The following is a 20,588-nucleotide window of genomic DNA, read 5'->3' on the forward strand; positions in this document are numbered from 1 at the left end:
GTCCATGGTTCCTTCGCGAGGAAGGCGCGCAGATGTGCGATCAAGGCAGAATCGTACCGGCTTTTCATCGAGGTTTTGCGGCGAGCACCCAGCAATGCCGACCACGTTCTCGTCATGATCGTGGGGCAGATTCATCCAAAGGTTGTTTAATTTCCGCATCATTTCATCGGCAATCCCCCGTCTCTGCAGGACCCGTCGTCCCGCAGGACCGCTGCGGCCATTCTGCAAGTCGGAGTTTTCAATGTCGCGACGCGCCGTCGAGTTGGACGTTCTACCGGGTCCCTCCCTTGCGGCGGACATGGCCCACCCGGTCGTCGGCAAGATTCGCATCCTCATCGTCAGCGAAACGCGCTTCTTTCGCGAGGCTCTCGGGGCGCGGCTGGGGCAGAACGACCGTCTCGAGGTGATCGACACCGTCGATCACCGCGGTGCACTCGGCCTGGTCGCGCCGAGCCGACCGGACCTGGTCCTGCTCGATGTCGGCGAATGGCACGGTCTCGATCGCGCGACCGCGCTGTTGCGCGAGCAGCCGGATCTCGGGATCCTCGCCATCGGCGTCCCGGAGATCGCCGTCCCGGTGTTGTCCATCGGCCGCGGCATTGCCGGCTGCGCGCCGCGGGACGGATCGATCGACGATGTCATCACCGAGGTCGATCGGCTGACGGCCGGCTGCCGCGGTGAACGGATCTCGCGCGAACATATCTCGATCGTGGCCGAGGCCGAAGCGCTGCCCGATCCCGTGCCGCCCTCGGCTCCGGCGAAGGCGAGGTTCGGCGAACTGACGCCGCGCGAATGCGAGATCCTGCGGATGATCGAGGTGGGATTGTCGAACAAGGAGATCGCGCGGAATCTGCGGATCGAGGTCGGCACGGTCAAGAACCACGTGCACAACATCCTCGAGAAGCTCAACGTGCGCCGGCGCAATCAGGCTGCGCATCGCTTGCGGGCGCTTCACCAGCGGCATGGCGGGGAAATCTGAGCGCCGGCCTGTGGCCGCCGCGCGATCGCGAGCCGCGCCTGAACCGGCATCCGCCGGCGCTGCGACGCACGGCGTGCCGCAGATGATCAGGTCGGCACTTCCACCGTGGTCTCCACCGGCAGGGCGCCGCCGCGAACGCGAATCTCGCGCACCGGATAGGGCACGCGGATGCCTTCGCGCTTGAAGGCCTCCCACAGCGCCAGCATCACCTCGCTCTTGACGCTGTCCATGTAGCCGGGGTCGGCGATCCAGCACGTCAGTGAGAACTTCATGCCGGCTTCGGTGAACTCGGTGAGCAGGCAGTTCGGGGCCTTGGATTTCAGCGTGCGGGGAATCTCGGCGGCAATATCGGTGGCGAGCTTGCAGACGATGCGGGGATCGGCGTCGTAATTGGTGCCGAAATTGACCTTCACCAGCGTGTTCTTGTCGGTGTAGGTCCAGTTGGTGACCTTCTGCGTGACGAGGTCCTCGTTCGGGATCAGGAACTCGCGGCCGTCGCCGGCGGCGACCGAGATGTAGCGCGTGTTCATCGCACTGATGCGCCCCGAACTGTCGCCGATGGTGACGAGATCGCCCGGCTTCACCGATTTGTCGGCGAGCAGGATGATGCCGGCGACGAAATTGGCGACGATGCGCTGCAGGCCGAGACCGATACCGACACCGGCGGCGCCGGAGAAGATGGCGAGCGCCGACAGGTTGATGCCGACCGCGCTGATCGCGATGGCGATGCCGAAGATCATCAGGCCCATGCGGACCATCTTGATCAGCAGCACCTGGATCGACGGCGTCAGGTCGGTCGAGCGCGTGATCCGGCTCTCGACGAAATTGCTGGCGATGTTGGTCAGCCAGAGCACGCCGAGCAGCAGCACGCCGAGCTTGATGACCAGAAGCGGCGTCAGCCTGAGTCCGCCGAGCACGACCGAGACGGAGTCGAGCGCATCGACGACGTTGTCGAGCTGGCCGATGATGCTGAGCGCCGCGACCAGCCAGGCCGAGATCGAGACGATCTTGACGATGAAGGTGTTGCGGATCACCGAGGTGATCAGGCGGATGACGAGCCAGGCCAGCGCGAGCTTGAGCGCGACCGCGAGCAGATAGCTGCGGCTGGGCCAGGTCCACAGCACCATGCCGGTGCGAGCGATCCGCATCAGGATCACGAACACGACAGTGGTGACGCTCTCCAGCAGCACCCGCAACAATTGCCGCAGCGGACCGGGCCAGCCCATCGCCAGCGAGGTCGTGTCGATGCGCGCGCGCACGGTCGCGCTGGCCGCGAAGGCGATGCCGGCGCCGCTCAGCACCAGTCCGAGCTGAAGATAGAACCAGGGCGAGGTGACCTCGGCGCCGATCGAGCGGGCCACGGTCTGCAGGAATTCCAAAATGTCTTTTAAGTCGAGGTCCATCAGCACGGTCTCGGAGGGGAATGGAAGCGCGGGGGAGCCAGGCGCGTAGGATTTAGCTCGTTTTCGTCATGGGCGATTGCTACGAAATATACCTCGAACGCGGGCAATGATGGAAAAATGGGCATATCGACGCGATATGAGCAAATCCGGTTGGCGTGCAAGTGTGGCGACGATAAGGATGTAAAACCCGGATCCATCGACGTTTTTTCATGACATCCCTCGACGCTGTCAGCATTGCCATCCTCCTTGGTGCGGTCCTGGTCATGGCTGGGATCCTGTCCAGCCTGCTGGCGCTGCGTTTCGGTGCGCCGTTGCTGCTGGTGTTCCTTTTGATCGGCATGCTGGCCGGCGATTCCGGCCCCGGTCATATCGAATTCCAGGACGTCCGCACCACCTATCTCGTCGGTTCGGTCGCGCTCGCTTTGATCCTGTTCGACGGCGGGCTGCGGACGCGCTTCCAGAGCATCCGCACCGTGCTGGCGCCCTCGATGCTGCTCGCCACCGCGGGCGTGCTGTTGACCGCATTCATCACCGCGCCGGTCGCGAAATATGCCCTCGACCTCGGCTGGACCGAGGCCATGCTGGTGGGCGCGGTCATCGCCTCGACCGACGCGGCGGCGGTGTTCCTGCTGGTGCATGCCCAGGGCCTGCGGCTGCGTCCGCGCGTCGGCGCCACGCTGGAAGCTGAGTCCGGCAGCAACGATCCGTTCGCTGTGTTCCTGACCTTGATGCTGGTCGAGTTGATCTCGGTCGGCCACGGCACCATCGGCCATTTCGTGTTCGAACTGGTCCGCGAGGCGGTTCTCGGCGCGCTGTTCGGCGTCGTCGGTGGCCGCTTGGTGGTGGTCGGCCTCAACCGGGTGGCGCTGCCGCAGGGCCTGCACGCACCGTTCGTGACCACGGCGGCGCTGGTCATTTTCGGCATGGCCCAGATCGCCCATGGCTCCGGGTTTCTCGCCGTCTATCTCGCCGGCATCATCATCGGCAACCGGCCGACGCGGGCCCACAACTCGGTGGTCGCCTTCCTCGACGCCGCGACCTGGCTGGCCCAGATCGTGATGTTCGTGCTGCTCGGGCTGCTGGTGTCGCCGCAGCGGCTGCTCGACAGCCTGCTGCCGGCGATCGCGGTCGCGCTCATGCTGATGCTGGTCGCACGTCCGGCCGCGGTGTTTCTCTGTCTCTATCCGTTCCGCTTCAACTGGCGTGAAAAGGCGTTCATCGCCTGGACCGGCCTGCGCGGCGCCGTCGCGATCTTCCTCGCCTCGATCCCGTTGCTGGTCGGCCTCTCCAAGGCCTATCTCTATTTCGACGTCGCCTTCGTCGTTGTGTTCATCTCGCTGCTGGCGCAGGGCTGGACGCTCGGGATCGCGGCGCGCACGCTGCATGTGGCGCTGCCGCGCACCGATCGCGGCCCGCGCCGCATCGAGCTCGACCTGCCAGGACAGCTCGAGCAGCAACTGGTCGGCTATGCGATCCGCTCCAAGAGCCTCTATTTCCGCCGCGGGCTGATTCCGTCCTGGTCGAAGCCGACGCTGGTGATCCGCAACCAGCAGATCCTGTCGCCGGCCGAGGCGGAACCGGTCGCGCCGGGCGACTATCTCTATCTGCTGGCGCCCCCGGAAAAGGCCGAGTCGCTCGACCGCTTCTTCGTCGACATGCCGCCGTCGGCGGCGCCCGACCCGCATCTGCTCGGCGATTTCATGGTGTCAGCGGAGCACACGCTCGACGAAGTCGCCGGCGTCTACGGCGTCAAGCTCGGCGAAGGCGAGGACAAGCTGACGCTCGCCGATTATTTCGACATCCATCTCGACAACGCGCCCAAGGAAGGCGCGACCGTCGCGCTCGACACCATCGTGCTGGTCGCCCGCTCGATCTCCGGCGGCCGCGTCAACGTCGTCGGCCTGCGCCTGCCCGAGGACGAGGAGGACGAGCCGGTGCTGACGCGCAAGCAGCAGATGAAGCGAAGGTTCGCGGATGTCTGGTCGTCGGTGGTGGGGGCTTGAGACGGCCGGTCACTCGGCGCGCAGGATCGCAATCGAGATCGAAGCATCCGGCGTGCCGCTGATCTGCAGCACGAAGGGCCGCGCGCCGAGCTCGTATTTCACGGTCTTGCGGATGCCGTCGCAATCGGTGGCGCCGCTGAAGGCGATCGGCTTGAGGATCCTGCCGTCCTGCAGGACGTCGATCCAGGCCGCTTCCGACAGGCTCACGGTGTAGACGCCGGCCTCGGGCGCTGAGGCGATGCGCGTGACCCCGGCGAAAGTGCCGTCCTTCGGCGCGCGTTCCGGCGCGGTGGGCAGCCTGGCGTCGACGAGCGGGCGGAGCGCGAGCACCAGTCCCGACGCGGGAAGCGACGCGATCTCGGCGCCCGAATCGAGCCTCTGGCGGTCGGCCGCCGTCAGCGCGGCGCGCTCGCGCGCGATGTCCCATTTGAACTTGTCGCAGCCGCTCGGTTCGGCGGCGAGCACAACCGGGCTGGCGGCGAGCGTGAGCAGGAGGGCAGCGGCGGACGGACGGATCAGGATCATGACGGACTCGCACCAATTGGGTTGCGTTGGGCCGCGCAACGGGAACACCGCGCGCGACATCGATTCGTTGTCTGGAAGGTGGGACCGTCATCCCGCTCGACCGCTCGCGCTTACGGCGCAGGCAATGCATCCTAGCGGATTTTCGCGCCGCAGCGAATCGCGATCGCGTCGCGAGCGCCGGCGCCTGCACGTCAGTTCTTGGCGTCCGGCGCATGCAGCACGGCGCGGCAGCTCGGCGGCAGCTGTGCCATGGTGATCGGCTGCGGCGGCTTGGGCGGCTCTTTCGGCGGCGGCGGATGCAGCACCGCGTCCGAGAACCAATAGGCGAGGTCGTCGCAGCCGTCGCCACCCTCCTGGTCGGTCTGGCCATGGCAGTCCGGATTGCCGGGCGGGCACAGCATGCGGATGTGGAAGTGGTAGTCGTGGCCCCACCAGGGGCGCACCTTGGTCAGCCAGCTGCGGTTGCCGCGGGCGTCGCGGCACAGCGCCTTCTTGATCGCGGCGTTGACGAAGATCCGCTGCACCGACGGCTCCAGTGCGGCGGCGCGGATCACCGCGACGTGGCCCTTGGTAAAGACGCGCGGATCGACGTCGAGGCGATCGGGCCGCACCATCATCACCGCCGACATCTCCTCGCGCTCGTTGCGGGACAGCCGGTGCTCGGGCATCGGTGTCAGCCAGATGTCGGCGTCGAGTCCGATCTGATGGCTGGCATGGCCGCTCAGCGCCGGGCCGCCGCGCGGCTGGCCGATGTCGCCGACGAGAATGCCGGGCCAGCCGGCATCCTTGTGCGCGCGGACGGCCAGGCGCTTGAGCAGTGCGATCAAATTGGGATGGCCAAAATTGCGGTTGCGCGACAGCCGCATCACCTGCCAGTCCTCGCCATTGATCGGCATCCGTTCGGCGCCGGCGATGCAGCCGCGATTGTAGGTTCCGATCACCTTGGTCGGCTGTGCCGAGGGCGGGACCCGGCGCGCGAACAGCTCCTTCGCCGGCGTATCGGGATCGTCCGGGTGGGCGAGCGGCGGCAAGGCCTTCGGCTCGACGCTGCCCTTGTCCTGGGCGTGGACCGGGGCCGCGGCAATGATGGCCGAACTCATGACTGCGATCAGAATCAGGCGGGCACGCATGGCGGCAGTGTAGCGGCTGTCGACCGGCATGGAAGGCCGCGGCTGAATCAGCCGAGGCCCGCCGTACCAAGAGGCGCCCGCTTAAGCCTCTGGTAACCCTGCAGCGGAATTGGTGGAACCGTCCGAACATGGCTCAATTGCCTGACTTTGTTCGGTAGATGCACCGGGCCGCAGCGGCCGTTGCACGGTATGCGCGTCCTTTCTGTTCCTCCGCCGCCGGCGCTACCTATCGCTGGTTGTGCCGAAACGCTTGATTAATCATTTGCAGAATCCGTTGCTCGCGCGATGCGAGAACGGATCATTTTTCTCGCGCAACCATTGGCTGTCTTCTGCTGCATCGAGATACCATTTTTTCAGACACTTGCCCGAACACTGCCCGTCGAGAAGGAGAAATGAGGCACCTGATGCGGCCCGTTCGGCCAAACAAGCCAAAAAAGCTCGATCCCGTGCTCCGCGCCCGTGGTGCGATGCGTCCGGTGAAGCCAAGCCCGAAACTGGGACAGCACAACCCGAGCAAGCTCGCCGCGCCGGACGAGATCGCGGGCCCACGGGCCGAGGCGGAAGCCGCCATCGCGGAAGCGAAGAAGGCCCATGATCGCCTCGTCCAGGCGATCGACCTCCTTCCCGAGGGCATCGTGTTTCTTGATGCCGACGGCCGCTACATCCTCTGGAACAAGACATACGCCGAGATCTACAATCGGACCTCCGACCTGTTCCAGCCCGGCGCCCGGCTGCAGGACACGATCCGCATCGGCGTCGCGCGCGGCGATTATCCGGACGCGGCGGGGCGCGAGGACGAATGGATCGCCGAGCGGCTCGAGAAGCTGTTTCATCCGAGCGGACGCCACGAGCAGAAGCTGTCCGACGGCCGCACCATCCTGATCGAAGAACGCCTCACCGACGATGGCGGCGTCATCGGCCTGCGCATCGACATCACCGACCTGAAGCAGCGCGAGGAATCGTTTCGGCTGCTGTTCGACGGCAATCCCGTTCCGATGATCGTGTGCGCCAGAGACGATGGACGCGTGCTCGGCGTCAATGAGGCGGCAGCCAAGCATTACGGTTATAACCGTGCCGCCTTCGAGCAGCTCGGCATCCGCAACCTGCAGGCCTATGAGAGCGAAGCGCCCTGGGGCGACGAGCAGTCCGGCGACGAGCAGGCGGCGCGCACCTGGAAGCATGTCCGGGCCGACGGCACCCTGATCGATCTGGCGATCTATTCGCGTCACCTCGTCCACAACGACCAGCCCGCCGTGCTGCTGGCGCTGATGGACATCACCGAGCGCAAGCGCGCCGAGGCGCGGCTGGCCTTCCTGGCTCAGCACGACGCGCTGACCGGGCTGCCGAGCCGCAGCCTGCTGCGCCAGCAGACAGACGACAAGCTCACCAAGATGCGGCGCGGCTCGGAGAAGATCGCCGTGCTGGTGCTCGGTCTCGACCATTTCAAGTCGATCAACGACACGCTGGGCCATGGCGTCGGCGACCAGCTGCTACGCGGCGTCGGCAAGCGGCTGCGCTCGATCCTGCGCCAGGAGGATATCGTGGCGCGGCTGAACTCGGACGAGTTCGCGATCGTTCAGGGCGGGCTGGCGCGGCCCGAGGAAGCGGCGCAGCTCTGTCGCCGTCTGCTGCAGGCAATCGCCGATCCCTATCTGATCGACGGCAGCACGGTGACGATCGGCGCGACGATCGGCATTGCCCTGGCGCCGACCGACGGCGACGATGCCGAGAAGCTGCTCAAGAACGCAGACATGGCACTGGCGCGAGCCAAGAAGGAGACGCGCGGCACCTTCAGCTATTTCGAGTCCGGGATGGATGCGCGGGCGCAGAGCCGGCGCAGACTGGAAATCGAGCTGCGCGAGGCCATCCAGCGCGACGTGCTGCGCCCGCACTACCAGCCACTGATCGACCTGGCGACCGGGCGCATCACCGGTTTCGAGGCGCTGGTGCGCTGGCCGCATCCGGAGCGCGGCATGATCCCGCCATCCGAGTTCATTCCGATCGCCGAGGACACCGGGCTGATCTCGGCGCTCGGCCGCACGATGCTGCGCCAAGCCTGCAGCGACGCTGCGAAATGGCCCGACGAGGTTTCCGTTGCCGTCAACATGTCGCCGCTGCAGTTCCGGGCCGGCAACGTGCTGTCGCTGGTGATGGATGCGCTGAAGCAGTCGGGGCTGCCACCGAGCCGGCTCGAGCTCGAGATCACCGAGACCCTGGTGCTGGAGAAGAGCGGGCAGGTGCTGGCAACCCTCCATGCATTGCGCGCGCTCGGCGTGCGCATCTCGATGGATGATTTCGGCACCGGCTATTCCAGCCTGAGCTATCTGCGCAGCTTTCCGTTCGACAAGATCAAGGTCGATCAGTCGTTCATCCGCGATCTCGCCGCCAATCGCGAGGCCCAGGCGATCGTCCGCTCGATCGTCAGTCTGGGCAAGGGCCTCGGCGTCACCATCACGGCGGAGGGCGTCGAGACCGAGGCGGAGCTACGCTGCCTGCGCGCCGAAGGCTGCCACGAGGGGCAGGGCTACCTGTTCAGCCGTCCGCGGCCCAATGTCGAGATCGTCGGCCTGCTGCAGGCGCAGCGCGACGCCGCCGGGCTGCCGTCATCCGGCAAGGCGCTGGTCGCCTGAGCGACGGCTGATGCCTACCGCGGCCGCGCCGCGAAGCGCGCGCGATAGGCTGCGGGCGAGGTGCCGACACTGCGCCGGAACGCGACGCGGAAGGTTTCGAGCGACCGGTAGCCGCACTGGACCGAGATGTCCGCGAGCGACAGCGTCCCATTCTCCAGCAGCTCCCGCGCCCGCGCCATGCGCTCCTGCTGCAGCCATGATGCGGGGCTCGATCCCGTCGCCTCGTCGAAGCGCCGCAGGAAGGTCCGTTCGCTCATTCCGGCGCGCTTGGCCATGGTGCCGATCGCGATCGGCTGCGCCAGCCGCGCCCGCGCCCAGTCCATGACCTCGCCGATCGTTCGCCCTGGCCGGACCTGGAGCGGTGCGACGACATATTGCGCCTGTCCGCCGTCGCGATGCGGCGGCATCACCAGCCGCCGCGCGACCGCGTTCGCAACCTTGCTGCCGAAGTCGCGGCGGACGAGATGCAGGCAGGCATCGATGCCCGCGGCGCTGCCGGCCGAGGTGATGACGTTGCCCTCGTCGACATAGAGCGTGTCCTCCTCGACCCGAATGCCGGGATAGAGCCGCTTCAGGTCCGGCATGTGCCGCCAATGCGTGGTGGCACGCTTGCCGTCGAGCAGGCCGGCCGCGGCGAGCACGAACACGCCGGAGCAGATCGACAGGCAGCGCGCCCCGCGCGCCGCCGCCTGCGCGATGGCGCGCAGCAGCCGCTCCGGCGGACGCTCGTTGCGATCGCGCCATCCCGGCACGATGATCGTGCTGGCGTCGCGCAGATGCGCCAGCGGCGCGTCGGCCTCGACGACGATGCCGCCGATCGCGCGCGACCGCCGGCCCTCGGCCGAGACGACCGTGAACCCGTACCAGGAAAAATCGAACTCCGGCCGCGGCAGTCCGAACACTTCGACGGCGATGCCGAATTCGAACGTGCACAGCCCGTCATAGGTGATGACGGCGACCAGTCCCGGATCCGGGCGATGCGTGTTGGCTGTGGCGCGTGGCATTTGGCGGAAACTTACCGGACTTTGTCCGATCCGTCACTTGGGCCGCGGGCCGTCCCGCGCAAGATTGAGCCCGCTTACGCAACGTCGCAGGGAGAAACCATGACCACCCATGTCACCGAAGTGCCCGCAGCACCCTCAGCGCGGGCTCTCCAGCATTTCGAGGAGATGCTCGCCTTCGAGACCGATTGCTGGGACGTTCACGAGGGCCTCGGCGCAGCCGACCCTGAGTTCATCCTGGTCGATGTCCGCGGCCCGGCCGCGTTCGCGAGGGGTCACATTGCCGGCGCGATCAACATTCCGCACCGGATGATGACGGCCGAGCGCATGGCCGAATGTCCGGCCGGCAAGGTGTTCGTGGTCTATTGCGCGGGTCCGCATTGCAACGGCGCCAACCGGGCGGCGATCCGGCTGGCGCGGCTCGCCCTGCCGGTCAAGATGATGATCGGCGGCATCACCGGTTGGCTCGATGAGGGCTTTGCACTCGAGCCGGGCCCGGCGTGAGCCGGCGCAATCGTCAGCCTCGGCAGGGGGCTTGCGCGCCACGGCGCGGCGGAGGCGCCGGGATCGAGGCCTCGCTGCCTGCGCGCCGAAGGTTGTCACGAAGGCCGAGCCATCCATTCGGCGGCGGGTGGCCCGATGTCGATACCGGCGCGCTTCGAAGTGCTTGGCGTCGTGCGGCCACGATCCGCGTACGCGCGTTTCAGCTGACGAGCTATCTCGTCCCAACCCGGTGCTTGCTGCGGTGATAGGTCAGGGCCAGCGCGATGCAGTGCCGCAGCGCCTCTTCTGGCGGGGCGGTGGATTCGTCGAGCAGGATGCAACGATTGCCGCCATAGGTCAGCTCCGGATAGAGCTCGCGAAAGGTGGCGATGAGATCGGTCTGGCAATGCACATAAAGCGCGTAACGGCCAGGCTCCGACTTGACGCGATCGATCCGGATCGTACTGCCGCTGCCGGTTTCCGCGGTCAAATAGCTCGGCTGGCCCCATTTGAGGGTCTCTTCCAGGGCACCGACGCCTGTCGTCGTGCTCGCGGTGTCCAGGATCAGTCGCCGTAGCGCCTCCAGTCGCGCGCGCAGCCGCGTTGGATAGGTCGCGAAGATGGCGGCGACGGTAGCCGGTGCGGCCGGCTGCGCGCCAAGCCGACGTCGCCTGGCGCGAGAAGCCGTCGCCGGCATCGATGCCCCCGAATTTCGGATGGCGGCAGGCTACCACGGGCGCGTGACGGTGGCCACGAGCCCGATAACCAAGGCGAGCGGATTGCTGCAGGTTTCGCGTCCGCCCCCTTGCGCTATGCCGCCTTGCGCAGGCCTGCCAGAAACGTGTCGACGCTCTTGAACAGATCGTTCGCATGCTTGCCGAGATCGCGGGTGGCGGCCATGACGTGGTCTGTGAGCTGGCGCGACTGCTCGGCGGCATCGCTGGCGCCGGCGACGTTCTGCGAGACTTCATTAGTGCCGGAGGCGGCCTGCTGGACGCTGCGCGCGATCTCGCGCGTCGCCGAACCCTGCTGCTCGACCGCGGCGGCAATGGTCGCGGCAATGCCGCTGATCTCCTGAATCGTGCCGCTGATGCCGCCGATCGCGGTCACGCAGTCGGACGTGGCGGCCTGGATCGAGGTGACCTGGCCGGCGATCTCTTCCGTCGCCTTCGCGGTCTGGCCGGCCAGCTCCTTGACCTCGGCGGCCACGACGGCGAAGCCGCGGCCGGCCTCGCCGGCGCGCGCCGCCTCGATCGTGGCGTTGAGGGCGAGCAGATTGGTCTGGCTCGCGATCGCGTCGATCAGGCGCAGCACGTCGCCGATCTTCTCGGCGGCGGCGGCGAGGCTGCCGACCATCTCGGTGGTCTGGCGCGCCTTGACCACCGCGGAGTCGGCCACCTTGCTCGAATGCGCGACCTGGCGGCCGATCTCGGTCACCGAGGATGCGAGCTCCTCGGACGCCGCAGCGACGGTCGACACGCCGTTCGAGGCTTCCTCGGAGGCCGCCGCCGCAGCGGCGGCGCGCTGCGAGGTGCCGTTGACGCTCGCCGTGATCTCGCGGACCACGCGCTCCATGTCTTCAGTGGCGTTGGCCACCGAGGCGACGACGCCCTTGACGTCGGCCTCGAAGCGGTCGGCCATCTGCCGCTGCAGCGCCTGCTTGTCGCGCTCGGCCTGCTGCTGCGTCGCTTCCTGCGCGTCGCGCAGGCTGCCCGTCTCGATCATGTTGCGGCGGAAGACGTCGACCGCCTGTGCCATCGTGCCGAGTTCGTCCTTGCGCTCGCCGCCGGGAATCGCAACCTCGGTGTCGCCGATCGACAGCCGGTGCATGACGGCGGTGATCGCGACCAGCGGGCGGGAGATGCCGCGGGCCACGAACAGCGCGACGATGACCGCGAGCAGCAGGATCACGAGCGTGCCGATGATCAGCTGCTGCTGCGCGCCGGAGGCGGCCGCCTCATAGGCCGTGGTATCCTTGATCAGCTCGAGGACCGCGATCGGATCGCCGGCAAAGTTCTTGATCTGGCCGACGAAGACGGCCGCAGGCCGCCCGCCCAAGGTGGCGTTGCGCTGCAGCTGGGTGCCCTTGAACACGGCGAGCACCTCGTCGGACGTGCTGATGGTCTCGTCGCCAAACGTCGAGGACAGCCGTTTCGGCTGGCCGTTGTCGATCCAGTAGACGGCGAGATCGATGCCATAGCGCTGCTTGGCGCGGTCGACGAATTCCTTGCCGAAGGCGGCGCCGACGTCGACGGTCGCGATCACCTTGCCGTCGCGCATGATCGGCGTCATGCCGAAGATGCCGAGCGACAGCCGGCTCTGCTCGACGCCTGAGATCTGGCGGCCGGTCTGGTTGGCCTGCACCACCGTCAGCCGCCGCTTGGAGGTGTCGTCGCCGAACACTTTCGGCTCGTGCACGCGATAGAAATTGGTGGCGGGCGGAGCCCACACGTTCACCAGGGGAATGCCCTGCGCCTTCAGCGAGGTCATGGCGCCGCCCAGCAGGGCGCCCAGCGCATCGCGGTCCCCCTTGAGATAGGCGTCCGCGATCGGTGGTAGCGCGGCCAGCGTCGAGCTCACCGCCAGCGCGGCGCGGCCCTCGTAGTCGATGCCGGCCGCCACGCTGTCGAATAGCAGCCTGAGCTGCTGCTCGAGCGCAAGACGGGTCAGGGAGCGCTGTTCGAGGACGGAGAAGGTGCCGAGCACGGCACAGGCAATGGCGACGGTGAGGGAAAGCGCAATGATCAGGCGGGCGGATATCGACCGTAAATGAGACATGGGACATTCCTTGCTGCCACGCCAAGGTCCCAAAATTTGATTAATGAACGGATACCGTAATTCTACGGGAGGCGGATTTTGCTGAGGGCGGCGCTCGCTGAAAGCGAGCTCCTCGGCGGCTGAATGCAATCGAGCTGGAAGCTTTCCAGCGGCGTTGATCTTGGTGGCCGAAAGCCTCGAAGCTCAGCCTGCGCGAATTTCAGTCCATTTCTTGAAAAGCTCGCCCGAGCCAAAATCATTCCATGAGTTCATCGTGGCAGAAAATTTATGGACGTCCAAAGCTGCCCTTGCCCACACGGCGTCAAATGCGATCCTCGTATCGGCAATGTCCACGGCTTTGAATGATACTTCCAAGTGCGGCAGCGGCTGAATCTCGTGAGAATCGACCGCCGTCACGAATGACTGGGATATCGCAAGGTTGCCGTAAACGTTGAACGGGCGCTCCAGGGCTGGCTGTTCCTTCGGGGTGATGTGCGTCGAGTTCACGAGTCTGAACTCGTAGATCGCATTTTCGTTGTATGAGGCGCGCTTGTACGCTTCGCTTGGCGGAAGCTCGCGTTCCATTTTGTTGAGAGCTGCGATTCGTTCAAGAATCCTCTTCACCACCCCTTCAAGCTCACGCGAGATTGCTGCCTTGCGATCGGCCGCTCCGGGTAGGCTGTCATCATGGTCACACAGGATCAGAATTTTGACTTTGCTCTGGCTCGATCGAAACGCACCGCGCCGAACGAACAGATTGGAATAGTAGTTCGAGAACTGATAAGCCTGAAAGCGAAGAAGTGCATTCGATCCGATGGTAAAGTCACGCAGCGGTTCTCCATTCTCGAACGTGTTGTTGATAAGGTGATCCCAAACCTTTCCAAATTCGTCTATTTCGAGAACCTTCTCCCGGTCGAGTTGATTAAGTCTCCGCTTGTGCAGGTCCTTTGCGCAGTCGATCAGCTGCTCTTTGATGACATTCTGCCGGTCCGACAGAGTATGAGTCTCGCTGGGTAAATCGGCTCTGCCATACAACGCGGATCTAACGGAATCGGTTATGAGCTGTCTCAGCCCGATCTGATCGTCCGCCTTCATGATGATCTCATAGAGCAGGCCCGTCAGACATACGGTAAAGAAGCTCAAGAACGTCGGTCTTATCAGACGCTCGGTGAGATCAAGAACATACTGCTGCAAGACCTGATCCGGCTGGGAGATCCGACTGGTGCCATGGGTCAAAAGTACGAAAATGATGACAACGACGAAACTGCTCGTAGCACCGATCAGCCATATGGCCCGTCGCCACGCGGTATTCTTCATGGCGCAACCTAAAGGTAAAAATAAAATATGCTCTATCTTCGATCAAAAAGGAGAGCTTGTAAAGCGCTGCCCGGCGATATGAGTATTTCTAACTGATGTTTGTTAGTCGCCCGGTCTCCTTACTCGGGTAAGGAGATCTTGATTTTGAGTTGTCGGGCCCTGACATCCACGTGTCACAGACCAATGCGTCAGCGCAATGAAGTCGCCTCGTCGCTAGCGTGCTCAGCTATCGACCTTCAGCGCGGCGATGAAGGCTTCCTGCGGGATGTCGACCTTGCCGAACTGCCGCATCTTCTTCTTGCCTTCCTTCTGCTTCTCCAGAAGCTTCCGCTTGCGGGTGATGTCGCCGCCATAGCATTTCGCGGTGACGTCCTTGCGCAGCGCCCGCACGGTCTCGCGCGCGATCACCTTGCCGCCGATCGCCGCCTGGATCGGGATCTGGAACATGTGCGGCGGGATCAGGTCCTTCATCTTCTCGACCATCGCGCGGCCGCGGCCTTCGGCGCGGGTCCGGTGCACCAGCATCGACAGCGCATCGACCGGCTCGTTGTTGACCAGGATCTGCATCTTGACGAGGTCGGCCGGCTTGTAGTCGGTCAGGTGATAGTCGAACGAGGCGTAGCCCTTGGAGACCGACTTCAGCCGGTCGTAGAAGTCGAACACCACCTCGTTGAGCGGCAGATCGTATTTGACCATCGCGCGGGCGCCCACATAGGTGAGCTCCTTCTGATTGCCGCGGCGGTCCTGGCAGAGCTTGAGCACGCTGCCGAGATATTCGTCCGGCGTCAGGATCGTCGCCTCGATCCAGGGCTCCTGGATCTCGGCGATCTTGACCACGTCGGGCATATCGACGGGATTGTGGATCTCGATCTCCTCGCCGTCGGTCAGCTTCATCTTGTAGATGACGGACGGCGCGGTCGCGATCAGGTTGAGATCGAACTCGCGGGACAGCCGCTCCTGGATGATCTCCAGGTGCAGCAGGCCGAGGAAGCCGCAGCGGAAGCCGAAGCCGAGCGCGGCTGACGTTTCCATCTCGAACGAGAAGCTGGCGTCGTTGAGCCTGAGCTTGCCCATCGCCGCGCGCAGCGTCTCGAAATCGTCGGCGTCGACCGGGAACAGGCCGCAGAACACCACAGGGATGGCCGGCTTGAAGCCCGGCAGCATCTCCGACACCGGCTTGCGGTCGTCGGTGATGGTGTCGCCGACGCGGGTGTCGGCGACTTCCTTGATCGCGGCGGTGATGAAGCCGACCTCGCCGGGGCCGAGCTCGTCGACCTGGGTCATCTTCGGGGTGAAGAAGCCGACGCGCTCGACGTCATAGGCCGCGCCGGTGCCCATCATTCGGATGCGGCTGTTTTTCTTCATGACGCCGTCGACGATGCGGACGAGAACGACCACGCCGAGATAGACGTCGTACCAGCTGTCGACCAGCAGCGCCTTCAGGGTCGCGTCGCGGTCGCCCTTCGGCGGCGGCAGGCGGGTGACGATCGCCTCGAGCACGTCGGGAATGCCGAGGCCCGTCTTGGCCGAGATCATCACCGCGTCGGAGGCGTCGATGCCGATGACGTCCTCGATCTGCTGCTTGATCTTCTCCGGCTCGGCGGCCGGCAGGTCGATCTTGTTCAGGACCGGGACGATCTCGTGGTTGTTGTCGAGCGCCTGGTAGACGTTGGCGAGCGTCTGCGCCTCGACGCCCTGGCTGGCGTCGACCACCAGCAGCGAGCCTTCGCAGGCCGCCAGCGACCGCGACACCTCATAGGCGAAGTCGACGTGGCCGGGCGTGTCCATCAGGTTGAAGATGTAATCCTTGCCGTCCTTGGCGCGGTACTGCAGGCGCACGGTCTGCGCCTTGATGGTGATGCCGCGCTCGCGCTCGATATCCATCGAATCGAGCACCTGCTCCTTGCCCGCCATCTCGCGGTCCGACAATCCGCCGGTCATCTGGATCAGCCGGTCGGCGAGCGTGGACTTTCCATGGTCGATATGGGCGACGATGGAGAAGTTGCGGATGTTGGGAATGGGGACGGTCGTCATGGGTCGCGCAGATAGCATCCCGAGCCCCCAACCAGCAACCATATTGCTGAATTTCCAGGGCCTTTCTTCACGCCAAGCTGATTCCCCGGCCGCGCAAAACAGGCTACCGAGGGCAAATGTCGAGCACCTCTCTCCCGCCTCTCGCGGCGCGCATGCGCGGCCGTTCCGGACCGCAGCGGCTGGCCGCCTGGCTGGTGGCACGCGCCACGGCCCCTGCGACATCGGTCTGGGTCGTGATCGCCTTCGCGGTCGTCCACGCCGTGCTATGGACGGCGATCCTGACCAATCTGAAGGCGGCGCAGGACGTCCATATGGACGTCGCCGAGGCCTATGCCTGGGGCAGCCGCTTCCTGTTCGGCTATGGCAAGCATCCGCCGCTGTCGGGCTGGATCGCGGGTCTGTGGTTCAAGGTGTTTCCGGTCAAGGACTGGGCGACCTATGCGCTGGCGATGGCGGTGGCCAGCGCCGGGCTCGTCATCGTCTTGTTCGCGAGCCTCAAGGTGGTCGACCGTCGCCGCGCCTTCTTCGTCGTGGTGATGGTCGCGCTGTACCCGATCTTCAACTTCAAGGGATTCAAATATAACGCCGATCTGCTCCAGCTGCTGACCTTGCCGCTGCTGGTGCTGGCCTATCTCCATGCCTTCGAGAAGCGCAGCGTCGTGTCCGGCCTCTGGCTCGGTCTCGCCGGCGCGGCGGCGCTGCTGACCAAATATTGGGTGCTGACCATGATCGGCGCCATTGGTCTCGCGGCGTTGTTGCACCCGGAACGGCTGCGCTTCCTGGCCTCACCCGCACCATGGGTCGCCATCGTCGCGATGCTGGTGGCGATGATTCCGCACCTGGTCTGGCTGTGGGGCGTCGATTTCGTCACCGTCACCTATGCCGGGGACGTCTATACGCTGTCGGACCGCGGCCGGGCCGCCGCGCTGGTGGCCGGCTATGTCGGCCATAATCTGGCGCTGCTGGCCCTTCCGGTCGTGCTGGCGGCGCTCGTCTTGGCCTGGCCGCCGCGCTTTGCGTTCGACAATTGGCGGCGCGGTCCCAATCCCGGTGTGAACACCAGCCAGGCGCTCAATGTCTGGCTGGTGCAGGCGATCGTTGCCGCAGGGCCTCCGCTCGGCGGCCTTGCTTTCACGATCTACATGAAGACCGATTGGGGCATCTCGCTGTTCTTCCTGGTGCCGCTCGCGCTGGTGGCGATTCCGACGCTTCGGCTGCGGAGCGTCATGCTGCCGCGACTCGCCGCCGTGTGGCTGGTGCTGTCGCTGCTCACGCTGGTGGCCTCGCCCTGGATCGCGCGGCGCGAAATGGCCGCCAATCCGAACGGCGCCACCGGCTATGGCGGGCGGTCGGAGCTGGCGCGCGAGCTGACGCAGGCCTGGCACGCCCGGTTCGGCACGCGCTGGCCGCTGGTGGCCGGTTACTCCGAAATGAACACGCCGATGACCTTCTACAGCCCGGATCACCCGCGGCCGTTCACGGTGCCCTATACCGCCGAAGAAACCTGGAGCTCCGGCCTGAGCACGCTCGACGACCTCAAGCGCGAGGGCTTCATCGGCATCTGCGACACCACCGACAACCGGATCGCCGCCTGCGAGGCCTGGATGGCCAAGGAGGCGCCGAAAGCCGAGCCGCTGGTCATGACCACCCAGCGTTTCTTCCACGGCCAGGCGGGCCCTGCAATCGTTTGGAAAGTGTATGTCCAGGGGCCGGGAACGCAGTAGGCGTCACCCGGACATCAGCCTGTCGAAAACCGGTCCCGGATCGTCGGTCTCGACCAGGTGCCTGCCCTCGATGACCCAGATCCGGGTGGCCACGGCCCGCACGAAGGCGCGGTCATGGCTGACCAGCAGGCATGCCGCACCCTGCTGGATCAGCTCGTCTGCCAGCATCTCCTGTCCCTCGATATCGAGATGGTTGGTGGGCTCGTCCAGCAGATAGAAATTCGGCTCCGACAGGCGCAGCAGCAGCATCGCCAGCCGCGCGCGCTGACCGCCCGACAGCCGTACCGTGGGTGCCGTCTGGGCATCGATCGCGATCCCTGCGCCGGCGAGCTGGGTGCGCGCCTCGCGATCGGTCAGGCGGCTCGCCCGTTTGATCGCATCCCAGGGCGTGGGAAAGTCGTCGAGCTGGCAGAGGGCCTGGTCGGAATGGCCGAGCTTGAGGCTCGCTGCGCCACGGATATCGGGCGCTTGCCCCGCAGATTGCCCCACGAGGACCGCGCGCAGCCTGTCCACCAGCCGCGTCTTGCCCGTGCCGTTGGCCCCGAGCAGGGCCACGCGATCGCCGTTCTCGATCCAGAGTCGTCCGGTGCGGAATAGCTTCCGCCCGTCCGGCGCCGCGATCGTCGCGTCGTCGATCGTCACCAGCGCCTTGGCATGGGTGCCGCTGTTCGTCAGGCGGATGGCCCCCGCCGAGCGCTCCCGATGCGCGGGGCGCGCCTGTTCCTCAAGCCTGTCAGCGCGATCGGACAATTGCCTGGTCTTCACCACCAGCAGATCCGAGCCGGAATTGATGCCGATGTTCTTGAGCTTCGTCGCCTGCTGCCGCAGTCCCCGGACCTTGCGCATGTCGTTGTCGAATTGCCGCTCTCGGGCCATGTCACGCTCTCTCAAGGCCTGTAGCGCACGGGAATAGGGCAGCGAGAAATCCGCGCTGTCCTCCGGGCGCAGGAACAGGGTGCGGTTGGTGACGTCGTCGAGAAACGCCCTGTCATGGCTCGCCGCGACCACGGCGCAATCGCGCGGCAAGGCGGCGAGGAACCTCTCCAGGAGACCGATCCGGCCGATGTCGAGATGGTTGGTCGGCTCGTCGAGCAGCAGCAGGTCGGGCGCGACGATGGCCGCCCTTGCCAGCAGCATCACCCGCTGCCAGCCGCCGGACAGGCCGTGAACGGCGCGGCTGCGCAAGGCGTCATCGACAGCGAGCTCGTCGAGCAGGACATCGACCCGCCAGTGCTCGGTCTCCGCGATCTCAGAGGTGAGGGCGTCGCACACGGCCTCCCGCAAACTCAGCGACAGCAGCCGTTCGGGCGGATCCTGCGGGGCGAAGCCGACGACCAGTCCGCGGGCGCGGGTGATCGTCCCCGTCGTCGAGTCATCCTCGCCTGCCATGATGCGCAGAAGCGAGGATTTGCCGCGCCCGTTGGCGGCAACGAGACCGAGGCGGTCGCCTTTGGCGATCGAGAAACCGAGTCCGGCAAAAACGGAGCTGGTGCGCGTGAGCGCGAGGTCTTTGACAGCGATCAGGGACATTGCAGTCTCATCAGTCAGGAAAGCGCAAATGGCGCCGGAGAGGCTGACGATGAGACGGCGTTGTGTCTCCTGGTCAGCCCCGCGAGATCAAGCGCGGGGCGGAGACAGGTCCACGGGTGCGGTTATGGAAGTAACGGTGCAGCACCGACTTCCCCTCTGCAGGATTGAAGACCAGAGAAGCCTATCAACCCGACCTCACGCGGGCAAGGTCGCAGCCAGTGGCCCAGTGTCGACCGCGACCAGGGCTGGCCGCGGACGCTCTTGCCGGCCGTCGTGGAGCCCGGCTCCATCGCCTACGGGCTACACGCCTTCTTCGTGGAACTTGTCGTTGACGAGGTCGGTGATCGCCTGCAGCGCGGGCTCGGCTTCGGGGCCCTTCGCGGACACCAGGATCTTGGTCCCTGGCGCGGCTGCCAGCATCATCAGGCCCATGATCGAGCGGCCGCCGACGGTCTCGCCGCCGCGGGTGACCCAGACCTCGGCCTGGAACTTCTCGACCATCTGGACGAACTTCGCGGAAGCCCGCGCATGCAGGCCGCGCTTGTTGGTGATCAGGAGCTCCCGCGACAACGCGTCGGCGGGCACGGACGGCCCGGCGATATTGTCCTGCGGCGCGTCCTCGTCGCTCATTTGCCGGCAAGCACTCGGCTGGCGATGGTGACGTATTTGCGTCCCGCCTCCTGCGCCATCGCGATCGCGTCGGGCAGCGAGCGTTCCTCGCGGACCTTGGCGAGCTTGACCAGCATGGGCAGGTTGATGCCCGCGAGCACCTCGACCTTCGGCCGGCTCATGCAGGAGATCGCCAGGTTCGACGGCGTGCCGCCGAACATGTCGGTCAGAATGGCGACGCCGTCGCCGGTGTCCACACGGTTCACGGCTTCGATGATGTCGCTGCGACAGAGATCGGAATCATCGTCGGCGCCAATCGTGACCGCTTCGATTTGTTTTTGAGGACCCATGACGTGTTCGAGCGCCGCTCGGAACTCGTCGGCGAGGCGCCCATGGGTCACCAGTACCAGGCCAATCATCGGATACTCCTCGCGGGCGCCTTGGGTGCACCGCACGAACGCGC

Annotated in this window: 16 protein-coding genes; 5 read left to right on the forward strand and 11 right to left on the reverse strand. The window is 65.6% G+C overall.

The features are described from left to right. The first annotated feature begins 241 nt into the window (after positions 1 to 241). Complete coding sequence (locus tag ACQR1B_RS02460) at positions 242 to 979, forward strand: response regulator transcription factor (RefSeq protein ID WP_434831406.1); 738 nt, start codon at positions 242 to 244, stop codon at positions 977 to 979. Between the two features lie 86 nt (positions 980 to 1,065). Here ACQR1B_RS02460 and ACQR1B_RS02465 read toward each other — a convergent pair whose 3' ends face one another. Beyond that, positions 1,066 to 2,382, reverse strand: a complete 1,317-nt coding sequence (locus ACQR1B_RS02465) for a mechanosensitive ion channel family protein (RefSeq protein WP_434831405.1) — start codon at positions 2,380 to 2,382, stop codon at positions 1,066 to 1,068. Positions 2,383 to 2,591: 209 nt separating this feature from the next. Here ACQR1B_RS02465 and ACQR1B_RS02470 point away from each other — a divergent pair, with 209 nt between their 5' ends. Continuing rightward, positions 2,592 to 4,385 (forward strand): potassium/proton antiporter, encoded by a 1,794-nt coding sequence (locus tag ACQR1B_RS02470; protein WP_434831404.1) that lies wholly within the window; start codon positions 2,592 to 2,594, stop codon positions 4,383 to 4,385. Positions 4,386 to 4,394: 9 nt separating this feature from the next. Here the strand turns inward: ACQR1B_RS02470 and ACQR1B_RS02475 are convergent, their stop codons facing one another. Together ACQR1B_RS02475 and mepA are read right to left on the reverse strand one after the other, a co-directional pair. Next, positions 4,395 to 4,910, reverse strand: coding sequence for a hypothetical protein (locus ACQR1B_RS02475; RefSeq protein ID WP_434831403.1), 516 nt, complete (start codon positions 4,908 to 4,910; stop codon positions 4,395 to 4,397). Between the two features lie 191 nt (positions 4,911 to 5,101). After that, a complete protein-coding gene (gene mepA, locus ACQR1B_RS02480) occupies positions 5,102 to 6,040 on the reverse strand; it encodes a penicillin-insensitive murein endopeptidase (protein ID WP_434831609.1) in 939 nt (312 codons plus the stop codon). Positions 6,041 to 6,444: 404 nt separating this feature from the next. On the opposite strand from mepA, the gene ACQR1B_RS02485 reads away from it, so the two are divergent. Further along, complete coding sequence (locus tag ACQR1B_RS02485; protein WP_434831402.1) at positions 6,445 to 8,670, forward strand: putative bifunctional diguanylate cyclase/phosphodiesterase; 2,226 nt, start codon at positions 6,445 to 6,447, stop codon at positions 8,668 to 8,670. A gap of 14 nt (positions 8,671 to 8,684) precedes the next feature. Here ACQR1B_RS02485 and ftrA read toward each other — a convergent pair whose 3' ends face one another. Beyond that, a complete protein-coding gene (gene ftrA, locus ACQR1B_RS02490; protein WP_434831401.1) occupies positions 8,685 to 9,674 on the reverse strand; it encodes a transcriptional regulator FtrA in 990 nt (329 codons plus the stop codon). A 99-nt stretch (positions 9,675 to 9,773) separates the two neighbouring features. Between ftrA and ACQR1B_RS02495 the strand changes: the two genes are divergently transcribed. After that, positions 9,774 to 10,175 (forward strand): rhodanese-like domain-containing protein, encoded by a 402-nt coding sequence (locus ACQR1B_RS02495; RefSeq protein WP_434831400.1) that lies wholly within the window; start codon positions 9,774 to 9,776, stop codon positions 10,173 to 10,175. Positions 10,176 to 10,386: 211 nt separating this feature from the next. Here the strand turns inward: ACQR1B_RS02495 and ACQR1B_RS02500 are convergent, their stop codons facing one another. From ACQR1B_RS02500 to lepA, 4 genes are all read right to left on the reverse strand, one after another. After that, on the reverse strand, positions 10,387 to 10,851 hold the full coding sequence (locus ACQR1B_RS02500) for a DUF1801 domain-containing protein (RefSeq protein WP_434831399.1): 465 nt from the start codon (positions 10,849 to 10,851) through the stop codon (positions 10,387 to 10,389). 113 nt (positions 10,852 to 10,964) lie between these two features. Beyond that, positions 10,965 to 12,932, reverse strand: a complete 1,968-nt coding sequence (locus ACQR1B_RS02505; RefSeq protein ID WP_434831398.1) for a methyl-accepting chemotaxis protein — start codon at positions 12,930 to 12,932, stop codon at positions 10,965 to 10,967. A 183-nt stretch (positions 12,933 to 13,115) separates the two neighbouring features. Then, positions 13,116 to 14,228, reverse strand: a complete 1,113-nt coding sequence (locus ACQR1B_RS02510; RefSeq protein ID WP_434831397.1) for a hypothetical protein — start codon at positions 14,226 to 14,228, stop codon at positions 13,116 to 13,118. 222 nt (positions 14,229 to 14,450) lie between these two features. Beyond that, the gene (lepA, locus tag ACQR1B_RS02515; protein WP_434831396.1) at positions 14,451 to 16,262 is read right to left on the reverse strand and encodes a translation elongation factor 4; all 1,812 of its coding nucleotides are present in this window, start codon (positions 16,260 to 16,262) and stop codon (positions 14,451 to 14,453) included. Between the two features lie 116 nt (positions 16,263 to 16,378). Here lepA and ACQR1B_RS02520 point away from each other — a divergent pair, with 116 nt between their 5' ends. Beyond that, positions 16,379 to 17,986, forward strand: coding sequence for a glycosyltransferase family 39 protein (locus ACQR1B_RS02520; protein ID WP_434831395.1), 1,608 nt, complete (start codon positions 16,379 to 16,381; stop codon positions 17,984 to 17,986). Positions 17,987 to 17,989: 3 nt separating this feature from the next. Here the strand turns inward: ACQR1B_RS02520 and ACQR1B_RS02525 are convergent, their stop codons facing one another. The 3 genes from ACQR1B_RS02525 to ACQR1B_RS02535 form a co-directional block, all read right to left on the reverse strand. Then, positions 17,990 to 19,516, reverse strand: a complete 1,527-nt coding sequence (locus ACQR1B_RS02525; RefSeq protein WP_434831394.1) for an ATP-binding cassette domain-containing protein — start codon at positions 19,514 to 19,516, stop codon at positions 17,990 to 17,992. 300 nt (positions 19,517 to 19,816) lie between these two features. Further along, on the reverse strand, positions 19,817 to 20,146 hold the full coding sequence (locus ACQR1B_RS02530) for an HPr family phosphocarrier protein (protein WP_434831393.1): 330 nt from the start codon (positions 20,144 to 20,146) through the stop codon (positions 19,817 to 19,819). Beyond that, entirely contained in the window at positions 20,143 to 20,544 is a 402-nt protein-coding gene (locus ACQR1B_RS02535; RefSeq protein ID WP_006611446.1) for a PTS sugar transporter subunit IIA, read from the reverse strand. Before ACQR1B_RS02535 ends, ACQR1B_RS02530 begins: the two co-directional genes overlap by 4 nt. Between the last annotated feature and the right edge of the window lie 44 nt (positions 20,545 to 20,588).

Origin of the sequence: Bradyrhizobium oligotrophicum (genome assembly GCF_051168495.1) — a bacterium.
GTDB classification, from domain to species: Bacteria; Pseudomonadota; Alphaproteobacteria; order Rhizobiales; family Xanthobacteraceae; genus Bradyrhizobium; species Bradyrhizobium oligotrophicum_A.

What these genes read in the sequence shown, in the direction of transcription:
- ACQR1B_RS02460 (WP_434831406.1), top strand. Translation starts at nt 242, where the DNA reads ATGTCGCGACGCGCCGTCGAGTTGGACGTTCTACCGGGTCCCTCCCTT.
- ACQR1B_RS02465 (WP_434831405.1), bottom strand. Translation starts at nt 2,382, where the DNA reads ATGGACCTCGACTTAAAAGACATTTTGGAATTCCTGCAGACCGTGGCC.
- ACQR1B_RS02470 (WP_434831404.1), top strand. Translation starts at nt 2,592, where the DNA reads ATGACATCCCTCGACGCTGTCAGCATTGCCATCCTCCTTGGTGCGGTC.
- ACQR1B_RS02475 (WP_434831403.1), bottom strand. Translation starts at nt 4,910, where the DNA reads ATGATCCTGATCCGTCCGTCCGCCGCTGCCCTCCTGCTCACGCTCGCC.
- mepA (WP_434831609.1), bottom strand. Translation starts at nt 6,040, where the DNA reads ATGCGTGCCCGCCTGATTCTGATCGCAGTCATGAGTTCGGCCATCATT.
- ACQR1B_RS02485 (WP_434831402.1), top strand. Translation starts at nt 6,445, where the DNA reads ATGCGGCCCGTTCGGCCAAACAAGCCAAAAAAGCTCGATCCCGTGCTC.
- ftrA (WP_434831401.1), bottom strand. Translation starts at nt 9,674, where the DNA reads ATGCCACGCGCCACAGCCAACACGCATCGCCCGGATCCGGGACTGGTC.
- ACQR1B_RS02495 (WP_434831400.1), top strand. Translation starts at nt 9,774, where the DNA reads ATGACCACCCATGTCACCGAAGTGCCCGCAGCACCCTCAGCGCGGGCT.
- ACQR1B_RS02500 (WP_434831399.1), bottom strand. Translation starts at nt 10,851, where the DNA reads ATGCCGGCGACGGCTTCTCGCGCCAGGCGACGTCGGCTTGGCGCGCAG.
- ACQR1B_RS02505 (WP_434831398.1), bottom strand. Translation starts at nt 12,932, where the DNA reads ATGTCTCATTTACGGTCGATATCCGCCCGCCTGATCATTGCGCTTTCC.
- ACQR1B_RS02510 (WP_434831397.1), bottom strand. Translation starts at nt 14,228, where the DNA reads ATGAAGAATACCGCGTGGCGACGGGCCATATGGCTGATCGGTGCTACG.
- lepA (WP_434831396.1), bottom strand. Translation starts at nt 16,262, where the DNA reads ATGACGACCGTCCCCATTCCCAACATCCGCAACTTCTCCATCGTCGCC.
- ACQR1B_RS02520 (WP_434831395.1), top strand. Translation starts at nt 16,379, where the DNA reads ATGTCGAGCACCTCTCTCCCGCCTCTCGCGGCGCGCATGCGCGGCCGT.
- ACQR1B_RS02525 (WP_434831394.1), bottom strand. Translation starts at nt 19,516, where the DNA reads ATGTCCCTGATCGCTGTCAAAGACCTCGCGCTCACGCGCACCAGCTCC.
- ACQR1B_RS02530 (WP_434831393.1), bottom strand. Translation starts at nt 20,146, where the DNA reads ATGAGCGACGAGGACGCGCCGCAGGACAATATCGCCGGGCCGTCCGTG.
- ACQR1B_RS02535 (WP_006611446.1), bottom strand. Translation starts at nt 20,544, where the DNA reads ATGATTGGCCTGGTACTGGTGACCCATGGGCGCCTCGCCGACGAGTTC.